Raw genomic sequence first — 22,767 nt, forward strand, 5'->3', positions numbered from 1 at the left:
TTTTATTAGAAAAACAAGCTGGTTTTTCCAACAAAAATGAGCATTTCTGTATAAAATAAAGCAAAAACTCCTAGATTCTTTCTAAGAGTTAATTTTGCTTGTCAGTTCGATTGAGCTTGTCGAATTTCTTCTAACATTGCTTCTTCTTCGGCCGTCATTTCATAGTGTTCCAGCAAGTCAGGACGTCTTAGGTAGGTCTTTTTCAGACTTTCATAGAGACGCCACTTACGGATATTTTCATGATGGCCACTCATGAGGACTTCAGGAACGACCATGCCGCGATAATCATAGGGGCGAGTGTACTGAGGATATTCCAAGAGTCCAGATGAAAAACTATCATCAGTATGACTGGCTTCCTTGCCAATAACCTCTGGAATCAGGCGAACGGTAGCATCAATCATGGTCATAGCCGCCAATTCTCCTCCAGTAAGGACATAGTCCCCAAGCGAGATCTCATCTGTCACTAAAGTCTTAATCCGCTCATCATAGCCTTCGTAATGGCCACAAATGAAAATGAGTTCCTCTTCCTTAGACAGTTCCTCAGCATAGGCTTGGTCAAAAGTCCGACCAGCAGGATCCAGCAAAATCACGCGCGGCTGCTGCTTTTCAATGGCATCATAGGCATCAAAAATAGGTTGAGCCCGTAGCAGCATACCCTGACCTCCGCCGTATGGCTCGTCGTCTACATGCCGAGATTTTTCAGCCTTTTCTCGGAAATTGTGGTAGTTAATTTCTAAGAGGCCTTTTTCCCGCGCTTTACCGACGATAGAGTGCTCCAAGGGTGCAAACATCTCCGGAAAGAGAGTCAAAATATCAATTTTCATCGTCCAGCCCTTCCGGTATCTCTACATCAACCCGACCTTGCTCAATGTCAATCCCCAGCACTACTGGCGGAATATAAGGCAGCAGCAAGTCGCGCTTGCCTTTACGTTTGACCACCCAGACATCATTAGCTCCTGGCTGCAGAATTTCCTTAATTGTACCAAGAAGAATGTCATTTTCATAGACTTCAAGTCCGATGATTTCATGGTAGTAAAATTCACCATCTTCCAAGTCCGTCAAATCTTCCTCTCGGACCTTCAGAGTAAAATCACGAAATTTCTCAATGTCATTGATGTGGTACATCCCCTTAAACTTGATAATATCAAAGTTCTTAACCTTGCGATGGCTGGCAATCTCCACATCCATGACAAACTGATCCTTCTTGTCAAACAGGGCAAGGGTATTACCTTTTTTAAAACGCTCTTCTGCAAAATCCGTCACTGACAAAACCCGCATCTCACCTTGCAAACCTTGCGTATTGACGATTTTTCCAACATTAAAATAATTCATCTCGACTCCAACATATTATACTCTGCCTAGTATTTTATCATGATATAGGGGAATGTACAAGGGAGATAAGGGGGAATTCTCTTGCCTATATTTATTTGATTAAAGTTACTGTTTAGCGTATAATTATACATATAGAGCCTCAACCCTATAGACACCTAGGTGTGTTTACACAAAACCAGAAAGAAGTTGGTGATACCTATGGGAAAAAAATTAAGCAAACTCCTTCTCTCTACTGCTATTCTAGCTACCACAGCCGCCAGTTTAACTGCTTTGACACAGGTCAAAAAAGGCCAAGCAATGGAAAATGAAACGAAAGAAACTAGAAATGTCTCAGCCCTTGACGAAAAAATTGCTCAAATTGATAACCCAACCATCAAGGCTTTCCTAGAATACTATGCTAGTCAGAACATGACCTCTGCATCGTCTCTTCCAATGATAGATGATTTGGAGTCCAATACACGCATCATCGTTATTGAGATAGACTATGCAGATACAAGCCAACCCCCTGCCATTGGAACATTAGTCGATGGATCCGAAGGTCCTGTCGGTGGAACTGTTGATGCTGATGGCAAATACATTGAGTTTGATACCAGTGACCATAGCAAATCCGCAACCGTTCAGGAAATTCGAGATGCTATTGCTGATATTCTAGGGTAGACTCTCATAAATACGTACTAAATAGCTGAGATTAAAATCTCAGCTATTTTGCATGTATATTTACTCCCGCTTTCGATATACTAATTAAAGTTTGCATACAACTTTTCATCACATTTCTAAAAGAAGCTCAGCTATCTTTTCTGACTCACTCCAATGTAAATAATGATGGCTTCCTCCTAAAATAATCTGAGTATTTTGTGACGCAAATTCGGAATCTTTATATTCTTGTTCTCGATAGGCCTGACTAAGGATAAAAATCGGGAATTGAAAAAAGATATCTAAGTTCTGAAAATCGCTTTCTGCGATACTGCAGTAATATTGAAATCCTTCTTGTACAGATTTTAATCTATCTAACCCCCTTTCTGCCTTCTCCCATAAGATTTTAAAATTAGCTGCTGAAAAACTCTCTTGTCCTATTTTTTTCAGATATTCATATCCTCCACCGAGCGTCTGAACTTTCTCCTGTAAGGATAAAAATTCGGGATAAGGATTCTGCGCTAATTCTCCGTATAGAACAGAATAAGTGGTCGGCTCAATCAAGATCAGTCCCTGACAAAGCGGCTCTGACTCAGCAATTTTAACAGCTATAAGGCCGCTAATACTGTGTGCGCAAATAGCATACTGAATGACTTTAAAATGCGATAAAACCTCTATAATAGATTGAACCAAATCATCCAAAACAAAATTTTCTTGATTTTCCAGTGGGCTTTGGCCAGCATTAGGGTAATCTATTGTTAAATAGCCCCAATTTTTAGGTAACTTCCGAATAACTGGCAAAAAATTTTCATAGGTCGGCAGACTCCCTGCACCGCTTAAAAATACAGCAATCTTTTCCGCAGGTTGATAGGATACAAATAGCTGTCCTACTTTCGTTTTGATTATTTTTTCTTTCATAATGTTTCCAATCAATTCTTAACAATATTATCTGGGCACACACTACTATCTGAGAGATAGCTATTTTACTAGTGGAATAAGGACACCCCAATACCAGAAATTTTTCATATTCAACCAAGGACCGTGTCACAAGAGGCAGTTGCTAGTATTGCCTTAGAAGGTGTTAGGCATTCTCTTCGAAAACCTGTTTAGCAAATTCCTCTACCAGAGCATTAAACTTGGCTGGTTGGCATAGATTCGACGGATCAAACGAATCAGCAATGACAACATTTTGAACATGACTAAGATGTTCCTTAGTTGTTTTCATCATTTGGACTAATTTTCCTGAAAAATCCCCCGCCAGCAAAAGTGTAGGAATCTTGCACTTATCCAAGGCAGCACGATAATCAATAGCTTCAATTGCCCTGCGCTGCAAAACAGACTCCTCAGGTCGCATCCGGTCGAATAAATCAACAAAATAGGAGCGAGCTAAAGGCCATCGTTTATAAATCGGCAAGGTTGATAGCTTCATAAACCATGAGTATTTCACTAAAGGAGCCGTAAGTTGAGCCAGAGAGTTCATCATTGGCGACAAATCCGGCGCACAAAAAGTATCGCACAAGAAAGCTCCCTTAAAGATTTGCGGATTTTGAGTCATGAGGTGCATGGTTAAGATACCGCCATAGGAAGTCCCTCCAATTATGACTTGGCCGACGCCTTCTTTTTCCAAAATCGCCAGCACATCTGCTGCCTGTATATTTAGAACCTGATCCGCCTGACAAGTCAGCTGGCTTGATTGCCCATTTCCTCGTAAATCAGGCGTAATAACCTGATAGCGATCCTTAAAAAAATCTATCTGAGGCTGAAACATGCCCGAGTCAGCACTCAAACCATGCAGGAGCACGAGCGTTTCTTTGTGACCTCGTCCGTCCATCCGATAAAATACCTTGCCATCAGTTCTTTCGATATAATCCATCCTATCGCCTCCACTCTAGATTTCATTTATACTTTTCTGCGATTCTTTGGCCAGTTCTATCTGTTGCTTTCTTTCCCTGACAACTGCTTGCATATCATCTGGACTCTGCAGATTTAGAACTTTGACAGCATAATCCGCCGAGACAATGGCATGACCTCGCATATGGGCTGTTGCAACCGCTTGGGCAAAGACACGAGCGGCATACTTGCTGACTGGTGATTTGGCTTGCTGAGATAGCTTCTGAGCCAAGAAACCAGCCTTCCTCAGCTCATAGGCAGAAACATTTCCCACAAGTCGCGCCTCAAACACTTCCTGAACTTGAGTCAAGATTTGCTGTTTTTTTAGATCGTCACCAATATCTATCAGAGCTATAAAGCGAGTGGCATGTTCCATTGCCCATTGGGCAAGTTGCTGCTGAGGAAGCTCTACCAAGATTTGCTCCAGTTTCAATCTTTTCTCAGAGTCATCCCAAATGGCAACTTTGTAAGTACTGGGTAGGTGATTCATTTTAGTCTTATAAGCAGTTCGTTCAAACTCATTCCATGCATAATCTTCTGGTTTCATTGCTTTCTCTTTCTCTATTACTAGCTAGCCTAAACTAGGTGAAAAACTCCTTTATTACTGAAAAGAGAATATTCCTAGTTTTCTTGGAGGTTTTTCAAAAATCCTTCCACATTTGACATAATTAGATAATTTTATCGAAACTACAAAATAGTATCATTGATATCTTCTAATATCTTAAAACTTAATGAGATCTTTTTATCACCTATGTTACACTGTATATTTCTATATTTTATTCTTTGCGTAATCAATTCTCTTTTATGATTTGATTGTAAAAGATTTAATAATTGTTCAACAGTTGCCTCACCAGAATATAATTGAGGAAATATATCTACAGAGTATATATTTCCTTTTTCACTAACATGAATCTGAGGTGTTCTCCTATTCATAAAATTAGAAAAATCAATCTCATCAATAATATATACTTCATCTTGTTTTGAATTATATTTTTTTCAATCTGAATCATCTCATAAAGTTGATTCAAGATTGAGACCTCATATAGAAATTTATTTACAATCTGTTCATTCAATATAAAAAATTTCTTCATTAAAATATATTTAGCTATAAGTTTAGTACCATCACTAGAATTTCCACTTGTAAAAACCCCAGATAATTTCAATAACTTGATGTAGTCATTGACATCATGAGCCTCATATAAATGTTTATAAAATTCAACAGTATTAATTTTGTTTTTATATTTATTAGTATTCCAATATTTCATAAATTTTTAAAACCATAAAATAGCAAGAAAATATCTTCCGCTCTTCACGAAAAAACGGGACACACCGGTCCCGTTCTTCTTACTTCTCATCAATAACGATGCGAACTTTTTTGTATTCAGTTGGGACAGAGTAAACAATCGTCCTTATAGCGGAGATAGTACGACCTTTACGACCGATTACACGTCCAACATCACTCTGATCAAGATCCAAGTGATATTCTAAAAATTCAGGTGTATCCTCAATCTTGATAGTTAAGGCATCTGGCTGTGAAATCAAAGGTTTCACTATCGCAATAATTAGATTTTCAATCGTGTCCATATGTCAACCTACGCTTCTATTATTTAGAGTATTTTGAATCGTGGAATTTCTTCAATACGCCTTCTTTTGAAAGGATGTTGCGTACAGTATCAGAAGGTTGTGCACCATTACCCAACCACTCAAGGATACGGTCTTCCTTCAAAGTCACTTGGTTTTCAGCTACAAGTGGGTTGTAAGTACCAACTGTTTCGATGAAACGACCGTCACGAGGTGAACGTGAGTCTGCAACATTGATACGGTAGAAAGGTTTTTTCTTAGAACCCATACGAGTCAAACGGATTTTTACTGCCATTATTAAGGTCTCTTTTCTTTATTTTTTTCTTTTGGTGAAATAGCAGAGCTATTAAGCACATGTTCTATTATAGCAGATTAAAAATAGCTGTCAAGTTTTTTTCTTGACAGAGTTAAAAAATTTTTTTAGATTAGTCTTTCTTGTTTAAAAGAACAATAGTTTTTCATTTACAATCTCCTTATGGAACCAAGAGTCTGATAATGTCGTCATAAGAATAGGCGGTATAGGTCGGTTGAAAAGGACTTTGATTTTCTAGCTGCTTGGGATTGTACCAGATAGAGTCCAATCCAGCATTATTAGCGCCAGCAATATCAGCTGTCAAAGAGTCTCCAATCATCAAAGTCTGAGACAGGTCAAAATCTGGTATTTGCTCTGCTATTTTTTCATAAAACAAAGCTTCGGGCTTCTGAGTCCCCATCTTTTCTGAGATGAAAATGTGATTAAAATAAGGAGAAATATCGGAATGGGCCATGCGGCCGGTCTGAATAGCCGTGATGCCATTGGTCGCTCCGTAAATCTCATAATCAGCTTCTGTCAGACTGTCCAAAAGCTCGCTAGCACCAGCATATGTTTGTCCTTGCTGAGCAATATACTGCTGATAGAGAAGGGCCAACTCGGCGCCATCCTTCTCAATGCCAAAATGGGCAAAAAGACGAGAAAAGCGAGTGTTGACAAGCTCCGGCTTGGTGATTTTCCCCCGCTCCAGATCCTGCCAAAGCCCCTTGTTCATGGGAATATAATAGTCTTTGTAGGCCTGAATCTCCGCTACGCCCTGCTCCTCCAAAAACTGAGTCAAAGCAATATCTTCTGCCGTATCAAAATCCAGCAACGTATGATCAAGGTCGAATAGTAGAAATTTGTATGACAAGGTATAAATCCTTTCTATAACTGTAGTAGCTTCATTATACCACAAGCTACAAAAATATCAGCCGCTCAAAAATAAACGGCTGATTTCTAATCTATTTCACCACAGGTATCCAGAGTTCCATTTGATAGTCTGCTATCCCTTCTTTCAATCCTGCTGCATTACCAAACAGCATCTTCGTTTTTCTCACTTCTTCTACTCTTCTTTATAGTGAATACACAAATCTCTAAACTTATTATCTAGCGCTGCAATATCATACAAGACTTCTGACAGTTTCTGATAATCCTCCTTGATACAAAATAGATGAGCTTGGCCGAACAACTTTGCTAAATTTTCTTTTAGTTCAGATCTGACCGTATCGTGGTCTTTTAAGAAGTTACTCATGTATAGATTTCTGATAGAAGCTAATTTGAAACTAAAGTATTGATGAAGATGTTTTTGTTCTTCATTCAAACCATTGTCCGCTACCGACTTAGCATATCTTGTTATCACATTCTCCTCGCCGTGCTCATATCGTTGCTTCATCAGCATAGATGTTTTCTGATAAATCTCTTTGGAAGTTGGAGATTTGATTTTTTTAAAGTTTCCCCACATGGAGAAAGAACCTCTTTTATAGTCGATATTTTTAGCTTCCCAGGCTTTCGAAAATTCTGAGAAAGTCATTCTCATACAAGCAAAACCTGCTGGATCATGGAAATAGATGAACTCATCATCTAGATCATAAACTGAAACAAAATGGTCCACCCCATACAAATGAATGTGATTGGGATTATAAGTGAGATAACCCATGTCCAAAGGGCCAAGAACAACTGGCCCGCTGAGCAAGAACTTACTGAAAATCTCTCTGATAGAGAGAAGATCCACCGCATTTGAATCCTTTATATAGTATTCATCATATGTAAAACCCAGAATGTTTAAAGAATGGCTGATAGAACTATCTGGCATCCCATTATCAAAGAAGACTAAGGGGTGTTTTTCATCTTCCTTTATAATACTAGAACCATTTCCCATCACCATAATGGCTTCCAAAAACTCAGGGCGAACATCATAACCATACGAATGCAACGCCATCGCAAGTGAATATGTATAACAAAGAGAAACGTCCCCAAAATATATCTGCATAGCATCATCCTCCTCTGTAATCGACACCTAAAAAATGACTTGCAATCACCATTTTATTTCACAACAGGAATCCAGAGTTCCATTTGATAGTCTGGCGAGGACATGTCACCCTCGGAGTAAACTTCAAAATCTGGTGCTCCTGAGTGGCGATAGCCAGTTTCTGGGAAAAAGACTTCCAAGACATATTTCCAAGCATGGTGGATGCTTGCTGGAATAGCGCCTTTGACTGGTACGATGGCATATTCTGCTTCTGAGATTTCTTTGATTGACAGACCTAGTTCTTCTGCTTTCGCTTTATTCTTCACATCATAGGTAGCCATATAGTTGATGATTTCGCCTTCTTTGACATCCGAGCAGACACCAAAGGATTGGCCACTGCCCAGACTTTCTAGGCTTTCAAAGCTGTGATTTGCATAGAGCTGCTCCCATGCAGACGGGCACTGGCTATTGTCAATAGCTTCCAATAGGACACCTGCCACGGTAAAAGCAGGTTTCTTTTGAATCTTGATATCCATGTTCTTTCCTCCTGTAATCTTTAAGGATAATTGAAGTCTAGGAAAGACCCTATAAGGTTTTCCATTTCGAACTTCTGAGGGGGTCGCACCATGGAATTTCTTGAAGGCTGCGCTGAAGGCATCCGAAGACTCATAGCCGTATTTCAGTGCTATATCAATGACTTTCTCAGAGCTTTCCCGCAAGTCCGTCACAGCTTCTGACAGCCTACGATTGCGCAAGTATTCTGCTAAAGTCATATCCGCCAGGATGGAAAAGAGCCTGCTAAAGAGAGCATATGAATAGCCTGACAGCTGCTGGAATTTCTGCAAATCCATTTCTTCGTCCAACTTACTTTCCAGATATTCCATGGTTCGATTGAATTGATGCATCATATTCTTTTTCACCTCACAAAAAATACTAAGGCCGTTAAAAGCAAAGTGGAAATAGGAAAATTGGCGGAGGGGCTCCTGCTCCGAGAAAATTTTATCTTTTTCACATAGCTTTAGGCCGTGTTCAATTCTAACTATAGTCTAACAGATATAAGAAACTCTGCCCTAGAATTTTTGTACAAGATTTAGAGGGGGATTCTACAACCTATCCCGCAGCTTCTCCACAAAAAGATAAGCCGCTGGGCAGGTCAGGGTATTTTTAATTGTCAGATGATTAATCTGATGAATCTTCTTGCGGTCTGTATGAGGGAACTCGCGGCAAGCCTTAGGACGGACATCGTAGATCGAGCAGAGATTATCTCCACCTAAAAAAGGACAAGGCATAGCCTTGAAGACCTTGTCGCCGTCTTCGTCCACCTGCAGAAATTCCTCTTCAAAAGCTGGCAGCTTCATCTTGAAATACTTGGCAATACGGACAATGTCAGCTTCCTTAAAGTCTGGCCCCAGAGTTTTACAGCAATTGGCGCAGGCTGTACAGTCAATCTCCTCAAAGACCTCATCATGGATCTGATGGGCAATCTTATCGAGGTTTTTTGGTGGCTTTTTCTTGAGACTGGCTAAAAATTTTCGATGCTCTTTCTGCTTCTGCAGGGCTAGCTGATGGTACTTTTCAAGGTCAATTTCTTGAGTCATATATTTTTCTTTCTGTATTCAAATTATTTTTATTATATCATAAAATGGGCGCTCTTAAATGTCATCAAAACTCCAAAATATGACATATTCCACCTCACAAAAAAATCTGAGAACGAGTCCCAGATTTGCTTTTTATAAACTTAGAGAGTTATCATCAAATGCTATCGCTAAATGCTTTTTCCACCGTCCTTGCTGACGCTCCAAGTTTCTTCGATATAGGGGATAAACTCATACAGAGTGTCTTCATCGCCTTCAAAGGACATCATATAGACCTTATCGCCTTGTTTGAAGACCCAAACCGTTAGGTTTTGAGTGGATTTTAAAACAACATTAATCTGAAAGGCTTCATTTCCAGCTACGGTACTCTTTGCTCCCCAAAAATCATCGACTTCCTTATTATCCTTCCAGTGGTAGGCAATCCGTTGGGCAATGGTTTCAGCGTTGAATTCTTCGCCTTCTCCGATATTGGCTTTTTCTTTTGTATAAGCGTTCATCGTGACAATGTTATAGCCACTTCCATCCGTATACTGGACGCTATCGCCACCATCTACATCTGTAAACTTAATCCAATTATCAGGAATACTAATATAGCCATAATCATCAGAGCCAACCCGCTGTGTACCAGTAGTCTTTGACGTTTTTTTGTCTCTACTGCTGCTAATGCTTGTATCACTGTCATCTCTCAGGGAAACCCGACTGGAAGAATCAGATGGTTTCCGACTGCTATAGCTCTTGACGAGGCTACAAGAGGACAGGGAGAGGCCGGCTAAGATTGTCAGAGAGAGCAGAAAGTACTTCTTTTTCATGGTCATTCCTTCCTAAATCTAATAAATTTTACTAATACTAGTTTACCATATTTTTTGGACGAAAGGAAAGAGAGACATTGTCGCATCCGATTTCTTTTCCGTTTATAGGACTATGCTTTTTTAGCAGCCTTATTCCACTGGTACCATCCGACCAAGCTGTTGATTAAATAGATCAAATATTTCCCTTGAATCTGAAGACTTTCACCCCACCAGAGGTAAATAGAAAAAATATTGGTCGCTGCCCAGAAAATCCACTGTTCGCGATAAACAGCCGTCATCAAGATTTGCCCTACTCCATTTGTCGCATCTGTGATTGAATCACGATAAGGACGATTAGCCCCCACAGACTGATAAATCAAACCAAAGACCAACCACCAAAGCACACTGAGTGATAGATATTTTGTCCATCCTTTGGCATCTAGCTTACGAGCAACAAACTCTTGCTTTTCTTTCTTAAACTGACCTTGATAAATCCACACCAAGAGTCCAATTGGCTGCATGATGGTAAAGTAAAGAGTCGTCAGGACCTCGCCATAGAAGCCTTTCTGCAAAGCCAAAATCAAGTAAATCACAGAATTAATCAAACCAAAGAGGTAATTGCTAGCCCGTCCTTCAGAAACAAAGATCACACAGATAATCCCAGTCAGACTGCAAATCATCCCCGTCCAATCCACGATGCGATGTTCATATATCAGCTCCAGCCAGAGCGGAAAACTCCCTAGAATCAAGAGATAAAACCACTGACCTAGACTGCGATGAGCAAACAAATCGTCCCAGATAAGCTTCAAGGTACCAGAAAAGCCGAGCTTCTTTATACTAGTCACCATGCGTTTATAGCCACCAGACATTTCAGAAAGCGTCAGCTTCATGTTTGCGATTTTCTTTTGGATATAAGTATTCATTCTTTCTCCTTTTGTTTTTTAAGAGCCGTGTCAAATTGACTTACGGATGCAACGCTCTATTATTTTCGAACACACACAAGATTTGTCTTATGCAGTGTTCACATTTTATCATATTCCTATTTCAGAAAATGTCAAGTAAAATCAAAAAAAGATTTTCTAACGTTCGGATTTCAAGAAAAGACCTACAAATTTTTGTAAGTCTTTTTACTTAGATTTGGTAGTACTCGAACGTTTTTCTGATTTGTCACTATGTTTTTGTGAAGCACAATTAGCTTCTACACTAAAAAACAAGAGACTTAATAAATAGGCCTCTTGTTTTTTTAAACTATTATTAGCTGACTGCTCCCTTGCTATCAAGACTCCAAGTATCTTTCATGTTTGTAATGAAATCATCAAGAGTTTCTTCGTCGCCTTCAAAGGATAGTATATAGACTTTGTCATCTTTTTGGAAAACCAATGTATTAGCAAGTTGTCTCGATTTCAGAATGATATTTATTTGAAAGGCTTCTATTCCTGAGACAGTACTTTTAGAGCCCCACATCTTTTCAATATTATCTTTTTGACTCCAATTATAGGCTACATGTTGAGCAATTGTTTCTGCATTGAAAATCTCACCATCTGCTACTTCAGCTTCTGCCTTAGAAACAGCATTCATGGTAACGATATTATAAGCAGAACCGTCGGTATATTGGATAAGTCCTTCAACTTCTGCATCAAAAAATTTAATCCATTTACTTGGGATATCGATATAACCAAACTCTCGAGAACCAACACGTTTTGTTTCTTGATTGGTTTTGTTCTTGCTTCTTTTAGAAGAAGAATTTGACGAATTCTTTTTCACTTGTGCACTGAAACTAGTCGAAGAACTAGATTGATCAGGCTTTTGTCCAGAATTGGCACACGATGCAAGAGTAAGTGAAGTTAATACCAGAACTGCTCCAAGCAGATACGATCGTTTCATGATTTTCTCCTTTTGGGATATATTACCTAGAGATATAAGGCTTTATTCCTCATCCATACTCAGGACACTGAGGAAGGCTTCTTGTGGGACTTCGACAGAGCCGATAGCTTTCATCCGTTTTTTACCGGCTTTTTGTTTTTCTAGGAGTTTGCGCTTACGAGAAACGTCACCACCATAACACTTGGCCAAAACATTTTTACGCAAGGCCTTGATGTCTGTACGAGCCACGATTTTCTGTCCGATGGCTGCCTGAATGGGTACTTCAAACTGCTGACGAGGAATGATTTTCTTGAGCTTGTCTACAATCAGCTTACCACGCTCATAGGCAAATTCCTTGTGAACGATAAAGCTGAGAGCATCAACTTTGTCGCCATTGAGGAGAATATCCATCTTCACCAGCTTGGACGATCGATACTCAGAAATTTCGTAGTCAAAGCTAGCATAGCCACGAGTAGAGGACTTGAGCTTGTCAAAGAAATCAAAGACAATTTCAGCAAGCGGAATCTGATAGATGACATTAACCCGATTATCATCGATATAGTCCATGGTCACAAAGTCACCGCGCTTGCGCTGAGCCAACTCCATCACCGCACCGACAAATTCCTGGGGCACCATAATCTGTGCTTTAACATAAGGTTCCTCAATGGAATCAATCTTGGTCGGGTCTGGAAACTCGCTCGGATTGGACACATCAAGGGAGACACCATCCGTCATATTGACCTTATAGATAACAGACGGCGCCGTCATAATCAGATCAATATTAAACTCACGCTCCAAGCGCTCCTGAATAACGTCCATGTGCAGCAAGCCCAAGAAGCCACAACGGAAACCAAATCCTAAAGCTTGCGATGTTTCTGGCTCAAACTGCAGACTGGCATCGTTTAACTGAAGCTTTTCGAGAGCCTCACGAAGGTCATTGTATTTATTGGACTCAATCGGATAGAGACCAGCGAAGACCATCGGATTCATCTGCTTGTAGCCAGCTAGTGGCTCTGCAGCTGGATTGTCAGCCAAGGTCACTGTATCTCCGACCCGCGTATCCTGTACCGTCTTGATAGAGGCTGCTATATATCCAACATCCCCTGTCGCTAGGAAATCACGACCAATGGCCTTGGGCGTAAAGATACCGACCTCAGTCACGTCAAAGGTCTTGCCATTGCTCATGAGCTGAATGGTATCCCCCGGCTTGACCACGCCGTCCATCACCCGCACTTGCAGAATTACCCCACGATAGGCGTCATAGACCGAGTCAAAAATCAAGGCCTTGAGCGGTGCTTCTACATTTCCAGTCGGAGCTGGAACTTTTTCCACAATCTGCTCTAAAATTTCCTCAATTCCGATGCCAGCCTTGGCAGAAGCCAATACGGCTTCGCTAGCATCCAGTCCAATCACATCTTCAATCTCTGCCCGCACCCGCTCTGGATCCGCAGCTGGCAGGTCAATCTTATTGATAACTGGCAGAATTTCCAAGTCATTGTCCAGCGCTAGATAGACATTTGCCAAGGTCTGAGCTTCAATCCCCTGAGCCGCATCCACGACCAAGATAGCCCCTTCACAGGCCGCAAGAGAACGCGATACTTCATAGGTAAAGTCTACGTGTCCCGGGGTATCAATCAAGTGAAAGATATAGGTTTCACCGTCCTTGGCGGTATAATTGAGCTCGATAGCATTGAGCTTAATGGTGATACCTCGCTCCCGTTCCAAGTCCATGCTGTCTAAAAGTTGGGCCTGCATTTCCCGGCTGGAAACCGTCTCAGTCGCCTCCAAAATCCGGTCAGCCAAGGTTGATTTCCCGTGGTCAATGTGGGCAATGATGGAGAAATTGCGGATCTTCTCCTGACGTTTTTTCAAATCTTCTAAATTCATTTTTCTCATCCTTTTAGGGTATTCTATTTATTATAACACAAGACCAGTGATTTTTCCTATAGACTCGGACTTTCTCTATAAATTATGCTATACTAGTCAGAGAATAATTTTGGAGACACTTTATGATTAAAATTCTTGCACTTGATATGGATGGTACCTTGCTAAATAGCAAAAAAGAAATTCCCCAGGCTCACATCGAAGCTCTGCACCAAGCTATTGAAAAAGGAGTCAAATTGGTTCTTTGTACAGGTCGCCCCTTGGTCGGCGTCAAGCCTTATTACAACAAGCTGGGCCTTGCACAAGAAAACGAATATGTCATCGTGGACAATGGCTGCGCTACACACCAGACCAGCGACTGGAGTCTGGTGGACTGGCAAGAGCTGAGCGGTCAGGATATTCGCTATCTCTACAGCCTGTCTGAAAATAGCCCTGTCCAGCTGACTCTCTTTGATGAGGAGCATTATTTCGTCTTCGGAGAAAAAGCCAGTTCCTATGTCGTGAATGATGCTAGCCTAGTATTCACCACTCCAACCGAGATTAGTCTGGAAGAGGCTTGCAGCGGCAAACACAGAATGTTTCAAGCTATGTTTTTAGGCAGCCAAGAGCAGGTAGATGCTTTTGAAGCCGACTTTGGCCAAGAAATCTGCCAGCGTTTCAGCGGTGTTCGCTCCCAGCCAGTCATTTACGAGGCCATGCCGTCCGGTGTGACAAAAGCCTTTGCCCTAGAGCGATTGGCTAAACAATTGGACGTCAATCCTCAGGAAATCATGGCAATCGGTGATGCCAACAACGACATCGAAATGCTGGAATATGCTGGCCTCGGTGTTGCCATGGGCAATGCTTCAGACCATGTCAAAAGCCTAGCCGATGCCGTCACAGACAGCTGCGAGGAAAATGGGGTCGCTACAGCTATCGAGAAGTATATTTTGAATTCGTAAAAGTATAAATCCCCAGAAGTAAAACTTCTGAGGATTTTGTTTTCAGTCTAAGAATTAGCCTGCTTTGAGGCTAATTTTTTTCTTTATTTAATAACAGCAAAACCAGCTGTCCAGTTGATTTTCTCACGTACGGCAAGTGTTATTTGCAAGAAACCCATTGCCTCTAATTCACGGGCACGTTTGAGGCCACCAGCATCAATCATATCTAAGCCACCTTCTTGGATATATCCAGCAAGAATTTTCTTTGCTTCTTGGTCATCCGATGCCAATTGAACAGATGTTTTTGCTTTATCAGCGACTTGTTTCGAAGCAATTGTCGCCGCAAAATTTGTGTTAAAAGCTTTGACCACACGAGCTTCAGGAATTAACTTAGCAATTTCTTCTGCTGCTGAACTCCCAGCTGGTGTAAGCAATTCATCCATATTCTCAAAGTTTACAGGGTTAGAAATATCTACTAAGATTTTTCCAGCGAGCGCTGCTTTATTAGCTTCAAGAATGCTTGCAATTGCAGCGTATGGAACAGCCAATACAACAATATCACCCGCACGTTTTGTAAGACCTTCTTTCCCTACAAAATCAACTTCATGTCCACCTGAAGTGAATACACTTGCGATTGCTTGTCCCATATTTCCTTGTCCAAAAATTGTAATATTTGCCATAATATGTTCCTCCTTTTAACTTACAAACCTTTGTTGTAATATTTTTTGTTACATCCAGAATTATAACACATGATATTGTAATGTCAATAATTACAACTCGGAAATTTAAAAAAATTTCTAGTTCCTAAAAGTCACTGGTATTTTATCACAAAAAACATATAAAAAAGGAAGAGCACTATATCTTCCTTTTTGTTGTTCTATAACCTTAACACTATGCCGTCTTGGCACTTGGAAATCAGACAATATCTATCCCCTTCTCTTTGAGATTTTCCAGGCATTCTTGCAGATAGGCTGCATCATGCTCAGGATAAATGGGATGTTCGAGCTCCTCAGCTTGCAACTCCTGGTAAGGTGGACAGGTCTTGCCACGGTAGTCCTTGTCCAGCCAAAGGGTATCCGGCTGATAGCCCCGCTTTTGCATCTCCTCCATAATCAAGAGATGATAAGCATAGAGGCAATAAGGACTGTGCTCAAAAACATAGTTGACCGTCGCATGCGGCTTGCCCCACCCTCGTCCTCGTAAGGCTGCACACTCTCGGTGCTGACCTAAAAGCTGCTGGCGCGGAAGTTTTTCAATCAAATCTTGGTGCCAAAGTCTCACATTTTCTTCTTCTAGAATAATCTTATAAAGTCATCAACGAATATGAACAATCAACTCTTGGGCAGTTTTCCTGCTTTCTCCAGCATTTTCTTGACAAAATACGGCATCTTAACATTCTCGCGCCCCTTTTTCTCAATCAGCTTCTTGACGAAATCTGGCATTTTCAGCTCTTCATCCTCTGCAAGAATCTGGCTGCTCTCCTCCGACGGCTGTAATTCATCGAAGGTTTCTTCTTCTGGAAAACATTCTTTGAAGGGTTCATGCTCATGGCGGCGGATAGTTTGAATCAGGGCATCAATTAGCCGGTCGTCTGCATTGGGCATAGGCGGTCTGTGATAAGCAACACCCAGATCATCGCAAAGTTCCTTGCACTCCACGTCATTATCAAAAAGGACCTCTATATGCTCACTGATAAAGCTAATCGGCACAAAAATATAATGCTGCGGATGTGTTTCTTTCTGGCGCATGTAGTCCAGAACGTCAGGTTTGATCCAAGGGAGTCCGATGTCACTCTCACTCTGCCAAACATTGAGATAATCCTCTTCTGTCAGACCTAACCTTTCAGCAATCAAGCGGGCATTGTCATAGATCTGATCAATGTAAGGATCTCCGAAATCCAAGGCCAGAATAGGCACACTGTGGGCTGAGAAGAAAATCTTGAAGGTCTCCTCTCCAACCTCTTCAGTAATAATCTTTCTCAGCTCCTCTGACCAATAATCAAGAATAGCTTCTTCCTGATACCATTCCTTAATGATATTAAAACGGATGCAATCACTCTGGATAAACTTCTCATAACCCATGACAGAATAGTAAGAAAAATGAGGTTCCAGGATCAAACAGATACATTCCTCAATACCATCCTCTTCCATCTGCTCAATCACATCTGGGATAAAAGGACGTGAGAATTTATTGGCAAAATAAACCGCATACTCACCAGATAAACGTTGACGGACCTTTTCTACCTCTTCTAGACTGATACGCTGCAGAGGCGTTCCACCGATGAGGACATAGTTATCATAGAGGGTCTGAATCTCATGGTCTTGCGGCCGGACACCGCGACGAATATTGGTAAAAAATTCAGCCACTCCCTCAAAGCTAATCTCCTCTGGCGAGCCAAAAGTCATCATTAGAATTGCTTTCTTCATTATCTTTCCTCTTCAGTCACTCAGAGAAAGCCAAGCTGACTTTCCGATGACTTTTTTGTAATCACTTTCATTTTAACATCTTAAAAAAGACTTGAATAGACCAAAAAACCTATTCCTTGAAAAGAATAGGGAAATTTAATAATTCAGATATTTTAATGTTGGAGATATGCTTAAATAGTTTGTTGAATTCTCCAGTTATAAATCAAGCTTGAGCAGGCGCCCCAGCTCCTGATAGAGAATCTCTGTAGGCTGATATTCTTTACTTTGCTGGGCAAGAGTTTTCAACTGAGACCAGTCCGTGCGATCCGTCAATTCCTTAAAAAGGCCCAGCACTTCTGCATCAGTCTTTCTGCGAGCAACCAGCCCCACCTGAGCCAACTCAGCACGAACGGCATTGTCAAACTGGTCATAATCCTGCGGCAAAATGAGACTGGGAATCTCATGCTCAATACAGGCCATCATGATACCCGTCCCCGCATGGTGAATTGCAAAATCTATCTTATCCAGAATATCTGTATAAGGCAGATAGTCAAAGAGCAGCAGGTTTTCCGCCAGTTTGCGAGGAACATTTCCCAAGCCACTAGCTTCTCCCAAGGTGACGTAAAAAAGATAGTCTGGGTAGAGTTTGCTTAGCTTTTTCGCCCGCTCCACCATGCGCTCCTTCTCCCATTTTAAATGCGTACCGCAAGTCACTAAAACCCGCTTCTTATCAGTCTCAAAATAAGACTCATGATCTGCAGGCAGGCAATCAAAGGACAGGCATTTGTAGCCAACCCAGCGAAGCTGCTTGGGAAAATCATCTCGAAACTCCAGCTCTTTCATACCCAAAGCCAAGATAGAGTAAGGCGAGTAAATAGCTTCTGTGCCGTCTTCCCTATAGAGTTTAAAATCTTGATAGTCTCCCAAACTCTTCCGAACTAAAGCAAAGGCCATTTTCTTTCCACAGCGAATAACTTGCCTGCCCAATGCATCTCTGAACTTGTATAAGGCACCCTGATGAGGTTTCCAGCCCCCCAAATAGGTCGGCGTTGTCGTCCGGCACTCAATCGCAACCGGACTCGGAATTGTGGTTATCCAGGGGATGTCAAAGCGATCAGAAATCAGACCTGCTGGTGAAGCAACAAAATCCGCTATGACCAAATCCGGTTTGCCGCCCTCCTGCCAAATTCGATTTAATTCGTCTAGAACCTCTGGAATTAGTCTAGAATTGGCCCGAAACTGCTGATAGGCAATCAAAAGATTGCTTTGCTGCGGAGTATTGGCGATATCCTCCATCACCGTCGGTCTTTCTGGAAAGAGGGCTAGACAGTCAAAACCGATTTCCTCTACTAAATCTTTCTTTTGGCAGCCAGTGATGACCCGAATCCGAAAACGCGGATCCGTCAGCAGAGGCTTGACTAAGGTCAAAGTAGGCAGTAGGTGCCCACTAAATGGCACACTAATCACATCAATCTTTATCACTTTTTCTAATCCAGTCATGAACTAATCCTTTCACATCTTCCCTGTATTCATAATCAAAATGGTTGCTATCCACCATCACATCAGCTGGATGGCCATCTAGGCATCTGCTGTAAATATCCTTCCTGCCCTTGATGACCAGCGAGTCAATATCCTTGCGATTTAGGAGTCTCCGTGAAACAGGCCCCAGCGCAATCACTCTCAGTCTGATCGGCAGATTTTCCTCAACCAAATCCTCCAGCCACTGGGTCAGCATATTGAGTCCCGAGCTCTTGCAAATAATGACAGCCTCCTCAGCATCCAGTAAAGGAGATAAATGCCGCTGCAAAGCCTCCTGAAAGCGAGAATTGTAGAGAGTATGCCAATAGTAACGGATATTGGAAATGGAAGCATTCAGCAAGGAAACTTGGGTTTGTCGCTCATGCTCAAATCCCTGGTTAAACGGAAAATTACTAGCCACCACTGAGAAACCCGGTGGACAAATCTGCTCAAGAAACTCAAGCTGTCCTGCGGTCAGACTAGCGCAGTTCAAATGACTGCTGCCACTGAGAAAAAGCAAGACTTTACTAGATTCTATCAAGGTTTGGTCTAGCGACAGAGCATCCAACTTATCCAAGTACTGCTTCATCTTACTCATAGCGGATTTTCCCATCCGTCACTCGAATCTTCCTTCCCCGCCAGTTAATCACCCGCGGACTGAGCAAGACATAGAGGAAAAGCCAAGGCAAGACTAGGTCATTCAGCACCTCGTAGAACACTTCATCAGGATACGGCCGAGCAGTTAGGATAAGGCGACGATACGCCAGCATCCAAACCGCTTTGATCAAGAGCAAAAGCAAAGCCAGAAGTACAAAAGGCCAGCCAAGAAAGAAACTAATGAGCAAGGCAGGAAAGGACAGAAAACTAGGAAAAACAATTAAAATAATAACCTTCCAGTCCAAGTGCTCCTTCAGATAGATAGAGCTAAAAAGCAGCCAACGCTTCATTTGCAGCAAATATTGCTTGGCATCCTTGATGGTAGTCCGGACATTACAAGTCACCCGCGTCTGGATAATCTCAACTCCCTTGCGGCGTAAAAAATCCGCTACAGCCAAATCATCACAAAGATAGTCTTTAATAGCACTGAAGAGCTTCTGCTCCCTAGCCAGTTCAAGTGGCAGGATGTAGAACATTCCATTAATCGAGTGGTTGGCTTTGACTTCAGCCATGGTAAAATAGGTAATAAAAGAATTTCCATTGACAAAAGCTGCTACTAGCTTGGACCAGAAATTACTTCGCTCCTGATTATAGGGAATGCCTGTCAAAATAACATTCTCACCTAGATGAGCTGTCAATTCCCCCATTTTTGAAAAATCAATGACACTGTCATCGTCGAGAACAATCAGATATGGCCGGGTCAACTCATCTATAATTTGCTCAATCTTATAACTCTTAGGATTAATCCCCTGTGGGACATCCTCCATGAGAAAAACGCGAATACGCTGGGCATAAGAAGGATTTTGACAAATCTTGTCAGCAACTCGCTGCGCCTCTGGGTCAGACTGATCAATTAGCCAGTAAAACTCAACTGCTTCAGTCTGTTGGAGATTGGCTAATAAGTCAATTTCCAAACGAGGGTCACCAGATAGGATGGGCTGAACCACCGTATAAAGCTCCTCTTGAAAGTCCGATGAAGAGCTCTGCCCTTTTTTCAAATAAATCAAAGACAAGAGCCAACGCAAGATAAAGAGAAGCAAATAGGTAGCAGTCAGCAGGAAAAAAATAAGTTTCATGATTAAAGCCCCTTTCGTAGATAAGCACCAATCAAACGGATAATCCATCTTTGCGGAAGTAGCTTCATGAGCCAAGCCAGTAATCGATATCTCTTGCCCACTATCGCATAAGAACTGCCTTGCTGAAGCAGTCTAATGATGCGCCGTGCCGCTATCTCCGGACTCATTTGCAACTGACTTCCACCTAAAGCATTCTGTAACTCTGGAGGAAAGATGGCAGTCCGAACCGGTCCTAAAACGTAAAGACAAACCGTCACCTCAGAGCCTTTAAGTTGCAGCTCTTCTTGCAAGGCTAAGCAGTAGGTCTGCAAAGCGGCCTTGCTGGCGCTATAAGCTGCCAAATAAGGATGGGGACAAAGGGCAGCTAAAGAAGAAAGCTGGACAAGACTTATCTTGCGATTGCGCTCTGCGACTTGCTTCATTAGCCGAATTGGCGCTTGGTAATTAACCTGCCAGAGGGACTCTTCATCTGCTTCCGAAAGAGATAGCGCTGGACCAAAATTAGCCAGACCGCAGCAATTAATCAGTAGATCTGCCTCTAGCTGCTGAGCAAAATCGTCCACAGCAGCCGCATCCAGCAAATCCAAAACTATGCAGGAAAGCTTAGCTCTAACTCCAGACAAATCCTCTTGCAACTGAGTGAGCTTAGCTTCATCTCTGCCAACCAAGACCAGCTGGTCTGTCCTTTGAGCCAGTTCTTTAGCCAGCTGACGACCTATACCTCCCGAAGCCCCCAAAATGACAGCTTTGCTGATTGTTTTTTCCATTTGCATAGATATAGTTTACCAGATTTTGACAAGATATAAAACTAATTGCTAGATTTTACCTTTGCCCTCAAGAAACGAAAAACATTTCTCACTCTCTCCTGAATATGCTAAAATAGATTTAAATGAAATGAAAAAGGAGCATTTATGAAATATCCTAATCTGTTAGAGCGTTTTCTGACATATGTCAAGGTCAACACACGCTCAGACGAGACATCTACTACTACACCCAGCACCCAGAGTCAGGTGGACTTTGCCAACAATGTCCTCATTCCTGAAATGAAGCGGGTTGGCTTGGAAAATGTCTACTACCTGCCCAACGGCTTTGCGATTGGAACTCTGCCAGCCAACGACCCTAGCTTTACCCGCAAGATTGGCTTTATTTCCCACATGGATACAGCAGACTTCAACGCAGAGAACATCCAGCCGCAGGTCATTGAGAATTATGATGGCGGTGTGATTCCGCTAGGACAATCTGGCTTTAACTTAGATCCTGCGGACTTCGCCAGTCTCCATAAATACAAGGGCCAAACTCTGATTACGACTGACGGAACCACTCTTTTGGGAGCAGATGATAAGTCAGGTATTGCTGAAATCATGACTGCTATCGAATACCTGTCTGCCCATCCAGAAATCAAGCATGGAGAAATCCGAGTGGGCTTTGGACCGGATGAGGAAATCGGTATCGGGGCTGATGAGTTTGATGCTGAGAACTTCGATGTGGACTTTGCCTACACAGTAGACGGCGGCCCTCTAGGAGAACTCCAGTACGAAACCTTTAGCGCTGCTGGAGCAGAACTGACCTTCCAAGGCCGCAATGTCCATCCGGGAACTGCTAAAGACCAGATGGTTAACGCTCTTCAGCTGGCTATTGACTTCCACAACCAACTGCCAGAAGCCGACCGACCAGAGAAAACTGAGGGCTACCAAGGCTTCTACCACCTGATGAACCTGACCGGTACTGTCGAAGAAGCTCAAGCTAGCTACATTGTCCGTGACTTTGAGACAGAGGCTTTTGAAAATCGCAAAGCTGCTATGCGGGCCATCGCTGATAAGATGAACCAAGAGCTGGGCAACGAACGCGTTATCTTGACCCTCAAAGACCAGTATTACAACATGAAACAGGTCATTGAAAAGGACATGACACCTATCCATATCGCCAAAGCAGTCATGGAAAGTCTGGACATCCAGCCTATTATCGAGCCTATCCGTGGTGGAACTGATGGCTCTAAAATTTCCTTTATGGGCATCCCGACCCCTAACCTCTTTGCCGGCGGCGAAAACATGCACGGCCGCTTCGAATATGTCAGCCTAGAAACCATGGAACGCGCTGTCGATACCATCATCGGCATTGTTACCTACCAAGAGTAAAAGAAAACCACAGAAGTTCATGAGGAATTTCTGTGGTTTTTGTTGTTTGTAGTATGAAGAGAATAATATACTTCAGTCCTAAGCGCTCCATTACTTTAAATTAAATAGACAAATGTAAGTAACGCTATCAATAATAGATATATCACGAAAAAAACAATCATTTGTATTCTTAAGATACTATCATATCCAGGATACCTTTCGACAAACCCCTGATAAGGATTTTGTGGAT

The 22,767-nt window shown here is 42.0% G+C and carries 25 protein-coding genes; 3 read left to right on the top strand and 22 right to left on the bottom strand.

The window, feature by feature from the left end; genetic code table 11:
- Positions 1–101: 101 nt before the first annotated feature.
- The gene (trmD, locus tag K4I03_RS01915; RefSeq protein WP_227963526.1) at positions 102–824 is read right to left on the bottom strand and encodes a tRNA (guanosine(37)-N1)-methyltransferase TrmD; all 723 of its coding nucleotides are present in this window, start codon (positions 822–824) and stop codon (positions 102–104) included.
- A complete protein-coding gene (gene rimM, locus K4I03_RS01920; RefSeq protein ID WP_002895323.1) occupies positions 814–1,332 on the bottom strand; it encodes a ribosome maturation factor RimM in 519 nt (172 codons plus the stop codon). The genes trmD and rimM overlap by 11 nt, the downstream gene beginning before the upstream one ends.
- Before the next feature lie 198 nt (positions 1,333–1,530).
- Between rimM and K4I03_RS01925 the strand changes: the two genes are divergently transcribed.
- On the top strand, positions 1,531–1,989 hold the full coding sequence (locus tag K4I03_RS01925) for a hypothetical protein (protein WP_227963527.1): 459 nt from the start codon (positions 1,531–1,533) through the stop codon (positions 1,987–1,989).
- Positions 1,990–2,097: 108 nt separating this feature from the next.
- On the opposite strand, the gene K4I03_RS01930 is transcribed toward K4I03_RS01925, so the two are convergent.
- The 13 genes from K4I03_RS01930 to lepA form a co-directional block, all read right to left on the bottom strand.
- On the bottom strand, positions 2,098–2,883 hold the full coding sequence (locus K4I03_RS01930) for an alpha/beta fold hydrolase (protein ID WP_227963528.1): 786 nt from the start codon (positions 2,881–2,883) through the stop codon (positions 2,098–2,100).
- 163 nt (positions 2,884–3,046) lie between these two features.
- A complete protein-coding gene (locus tag K4I03_RS01935) occupies positions 3,047–3,838 on the bottom strand; it encodes an alpha/beta fold hydrolase (protein WP_227963529.1) in 792 nt (263 codons plus the stop codon).
- Between the two features lie 15 nt (positions 3,839–3,853).
- Positions 3,854–4,402, bottom strand: coding sequence for a putative immunity protein (locus K4I03_RS01940; protein ID WP_227963530.1), 549 nt, complete (start codon positions 4,400–4,402; stop codon positions 3,854–3,856).
- A 797-nt stretch (positions 4,403–5,199) separates the two neighbouring features.
- Positions 5,200–5,439 carry an RNA-binding protein KphA gene (gene kphA, locus K4I03_RS01945; protein ID WP_002895313.1) on the bottom strand — a complete coding sequence of 80 codons (240 nt, stop codon included), beginning with the start codon at positions 5,437–5,439 and terminating at the stop codon, positions 5,200–5,202.
- A 19-nt stretch (positions 5,440–5,458) separates the two neighbouring features.
- Positions 5,459–5,731: a 30S ribosomal protein S16 gene (gene rpsP / locus K4I03_RS01950; protein ID WP_002895310.1), complete on the bottom strand. Its 273-nt coding sequence runs from the start codon at positions 5,729–5,731 to the stop codon at positions 5,459–5,461.
- A gap of 178 nt (positions 5,732–5,909) precedes the next feature.
- The gene (locus K4I03_RS01955; protein WP_321573150.1) at positions 5,910–6,599 is read right to left on the bottom strand and encodes a YjjG family noncanonical pyrimidine nucleotidase; all 690 of its coding nucleotides are present in this window, start codon (positions 6,597–6,599) and stop codon (positions 5,910–5,912) included.
- Between the two features lie 192 nt (positions 6,600–6,791).
- On the bottom strand, positions 6,792–7,718 hold the full coding sequence (locus K4I03_RS01960; RefSeq protein WP_125435041.1) for an ATP-binding cassette domain-containing protein: 927 nt from the start codon (positions 7,716–7,718) through the stop codon (positions 6,792–6,794).
- 53 nt (positions 7,719–7,771) lie between these two features.
- A complete protein-coding gene (locus tag K4I03_RS01965) occupies positions 7,772–8,605 on the bottom strand; it encodes an AraC family transcriptional regulator (protein ID WP_125435039.1) in 834 nt (277 codons plus the stop codon).
- A gap of 195 nt (positions 8,606–8,800) precedes the next feature.
- A complete protein-coding gene (locus tag K4I03_RS01970; RefSeq protein ID WP_227963532.1) occupies positions 8,801–9,295 on the bottom strand; it encodes a YkgJ family cysteine cluster protein in 495 nt (164 codons plus the stop codon).
- Between the two features lie 167 nt (positions 9,296–9,462).
- On the bottom strand, positions 9,463–10,107 hold the full coding sequence (locus K4I03_RS01975) for a hypothetical protein (RefSeq protein WP_227963533.1): 645 nt from the start codon (positions 10,105–10,107) through the stop codon (positions 9,463–9,465).
- Positions 10,108–10,211: 104 nt separating this feature from the next.
- Positions 10,212–11,003 (bottom strand): nicotinamide riboside transporter PnuC, encoded by a 792-nt coding sequence (gene pnuC / locus K4I03_RS01980; RefSeq protein WP_227963534.1) that lies wholly within the window; start codon positions 11,001–11,003, stop codon positions 10,212–10,214.
- Positions 11,004–11,334: 331 nt separating this feature from the next.
- Entirely contained in the window at positions 11,335–11,964 is a 630-nt protein-coding gene (locus K4I03_RS01985) for a hypothetical protein (RefSeq protein ID WP_227963535.1), read from the bottom strand.
- 42 nt (positions 11,965–12,006) lie between these two features.
- Entirely contained in the window at positions 12,007–13,830 is a 1,824-nt protein-coding gene (lepA, locus tag K4I03_RS01990) for a translation elongation factor 4 (RefSeq protein WP_032913594.1), read from the bottom strand.
- 122 nt (positions 13,831–13,952) lie between these two features.
- On the opposite strand from lepA, the gene K4I03_RS01995 reads away from it, so the two are divergent.
- Entirely contained in the window at positions 13,953–14,768 is an 816-nt protein-coding gene (locus tag K4I03_RS01995; RefSeq protein ID WP_227963536.1) for a Cof-type HAD-IIB family hydrolase, read from the top strand.
- Positions 14,769–14,851: 83 nt separating this feature from the next.
- Here the strand turns inward: K4I03_RS01995 and K4I03_RS02000 are convergent, their stop codons facing one another.
- The 7 genes from K4I03_RS02000 to K4I03_RS02030 all read right to left on the bottom strand — a co-directional run bounded on the left by K4I03_RS02000 (position 14,852) and on the right by K4I03_RS02030 (position 21,176).
- A complete protein-coding gene (locus tag K4I03_RS02000; RefSeq protein ID WP_227963537.1) occupies positions 14,852–15,427 on the bottom strand; it encodes an NADPH-dependent F420 reductase in 576 nt (191 codons plus the stop codon).
- Positions 15,428–15,662: 235 nt separating this feature from the next.
- Positions 15,663–16,028 carry a TIGR02328 family protein gene (locus K4I03_RS02005; RefSeq protein WP_227963538.1) on the bottom strand — a complete coding sequence of 122 codons (366 nt, stop codon included), beginning with the start codon at positions 16,026–16,028 and terminating at the stop codon, positions 15,663–15,665.
- Between the two features lie 50 nt (positions 16,029–16,078).
- Entirely contained in the window at positions 16,079–17,173 is a 1,095-nt protein-coding gene (gene hemH, locus K4I03_RS02010; RefSeq protein WP_227963539.1) for a ferrochelatase, read from the bottom strand.
- Positions 17,174–17,368: 195 nt separating this feature from the next.
- Positions 17,369–18,652, bottom strand: a complete 1,284-nt coding sequence (locus K4I03_RS02015; RefSeq protein WP_227963540.1) for a glycosyltransferase — start codon at positions 18,650–18,652, stop codon at positions 17,369–17,371.
- Positions 18,621–19,268: a hypothetical protein gene (locus tag K4I03_RS02020; RefSeq protein WP_227963541.1), complete on the bottom strand. Its 648-nt coding sequence runs from the start codon at positions 19,266–19,268 to the stop codon at positions 18,621–18,623. The genes K4I03_RS02015 and K4I03_RS02020 overlap by 32 nt, the downstream gene beginning before the upstream one ends.
- Positions 19,261–20,403 (bottom strand): glycosyltransferase, encoded by a 1,143-nt coding sequence (locus tag K4I03_RS02025; RefSeq protein ID WP_227963542.1) that lies wholly within the window; start codon positions 20,401–20,403, stop codon positions 19,261–19,263. Before K4I03_RS02025 ends, K4I03_RS02020 begins: the two co-directional genes overlap by 8 nt.
- Before the next feature lie 2 nt (positions 20,404–20,405).
- Complete coding sequence (locus tag K4I03_RS02030; RefSeq protein ID WP_227963543.1) at positions 20,406–21,176, bottom strand: SDR family NAD(P)-dependent oxidoreductase; 771 nt, start codon at positions 21,174–21,176, stop codon at positions 20,406–20,408.
- Between the two features lie 138 nt (positions 21,177–21,314).
- Here K4I03_RS02030 and pepT point away from each other — a divergent pair, with 138 nt between their 5' ends.
- Positions 21,315–22,538, top strand: a complete 1,224-nt coding sequence (gene pepT, locus K4I03_RS02035; protein ID WP_223314280.1) for a peptidase T — start codon at positions 21,315–21,317, stop codon at positions 22,536–22,538.
- Positions 22,539–22,767: the final 229 nt, after the last annotated feature.

Origin of the sequence: Streptococcus sanguinis, from assembly GCF_020729725.1 — a bacterium.
Taxonomy (GTDB): Bacteria; Bacillota; Bacilli; order Lactobacillales; family Streptococcaceae; genus Streptococcus; species Streptococcus sanguinis_V.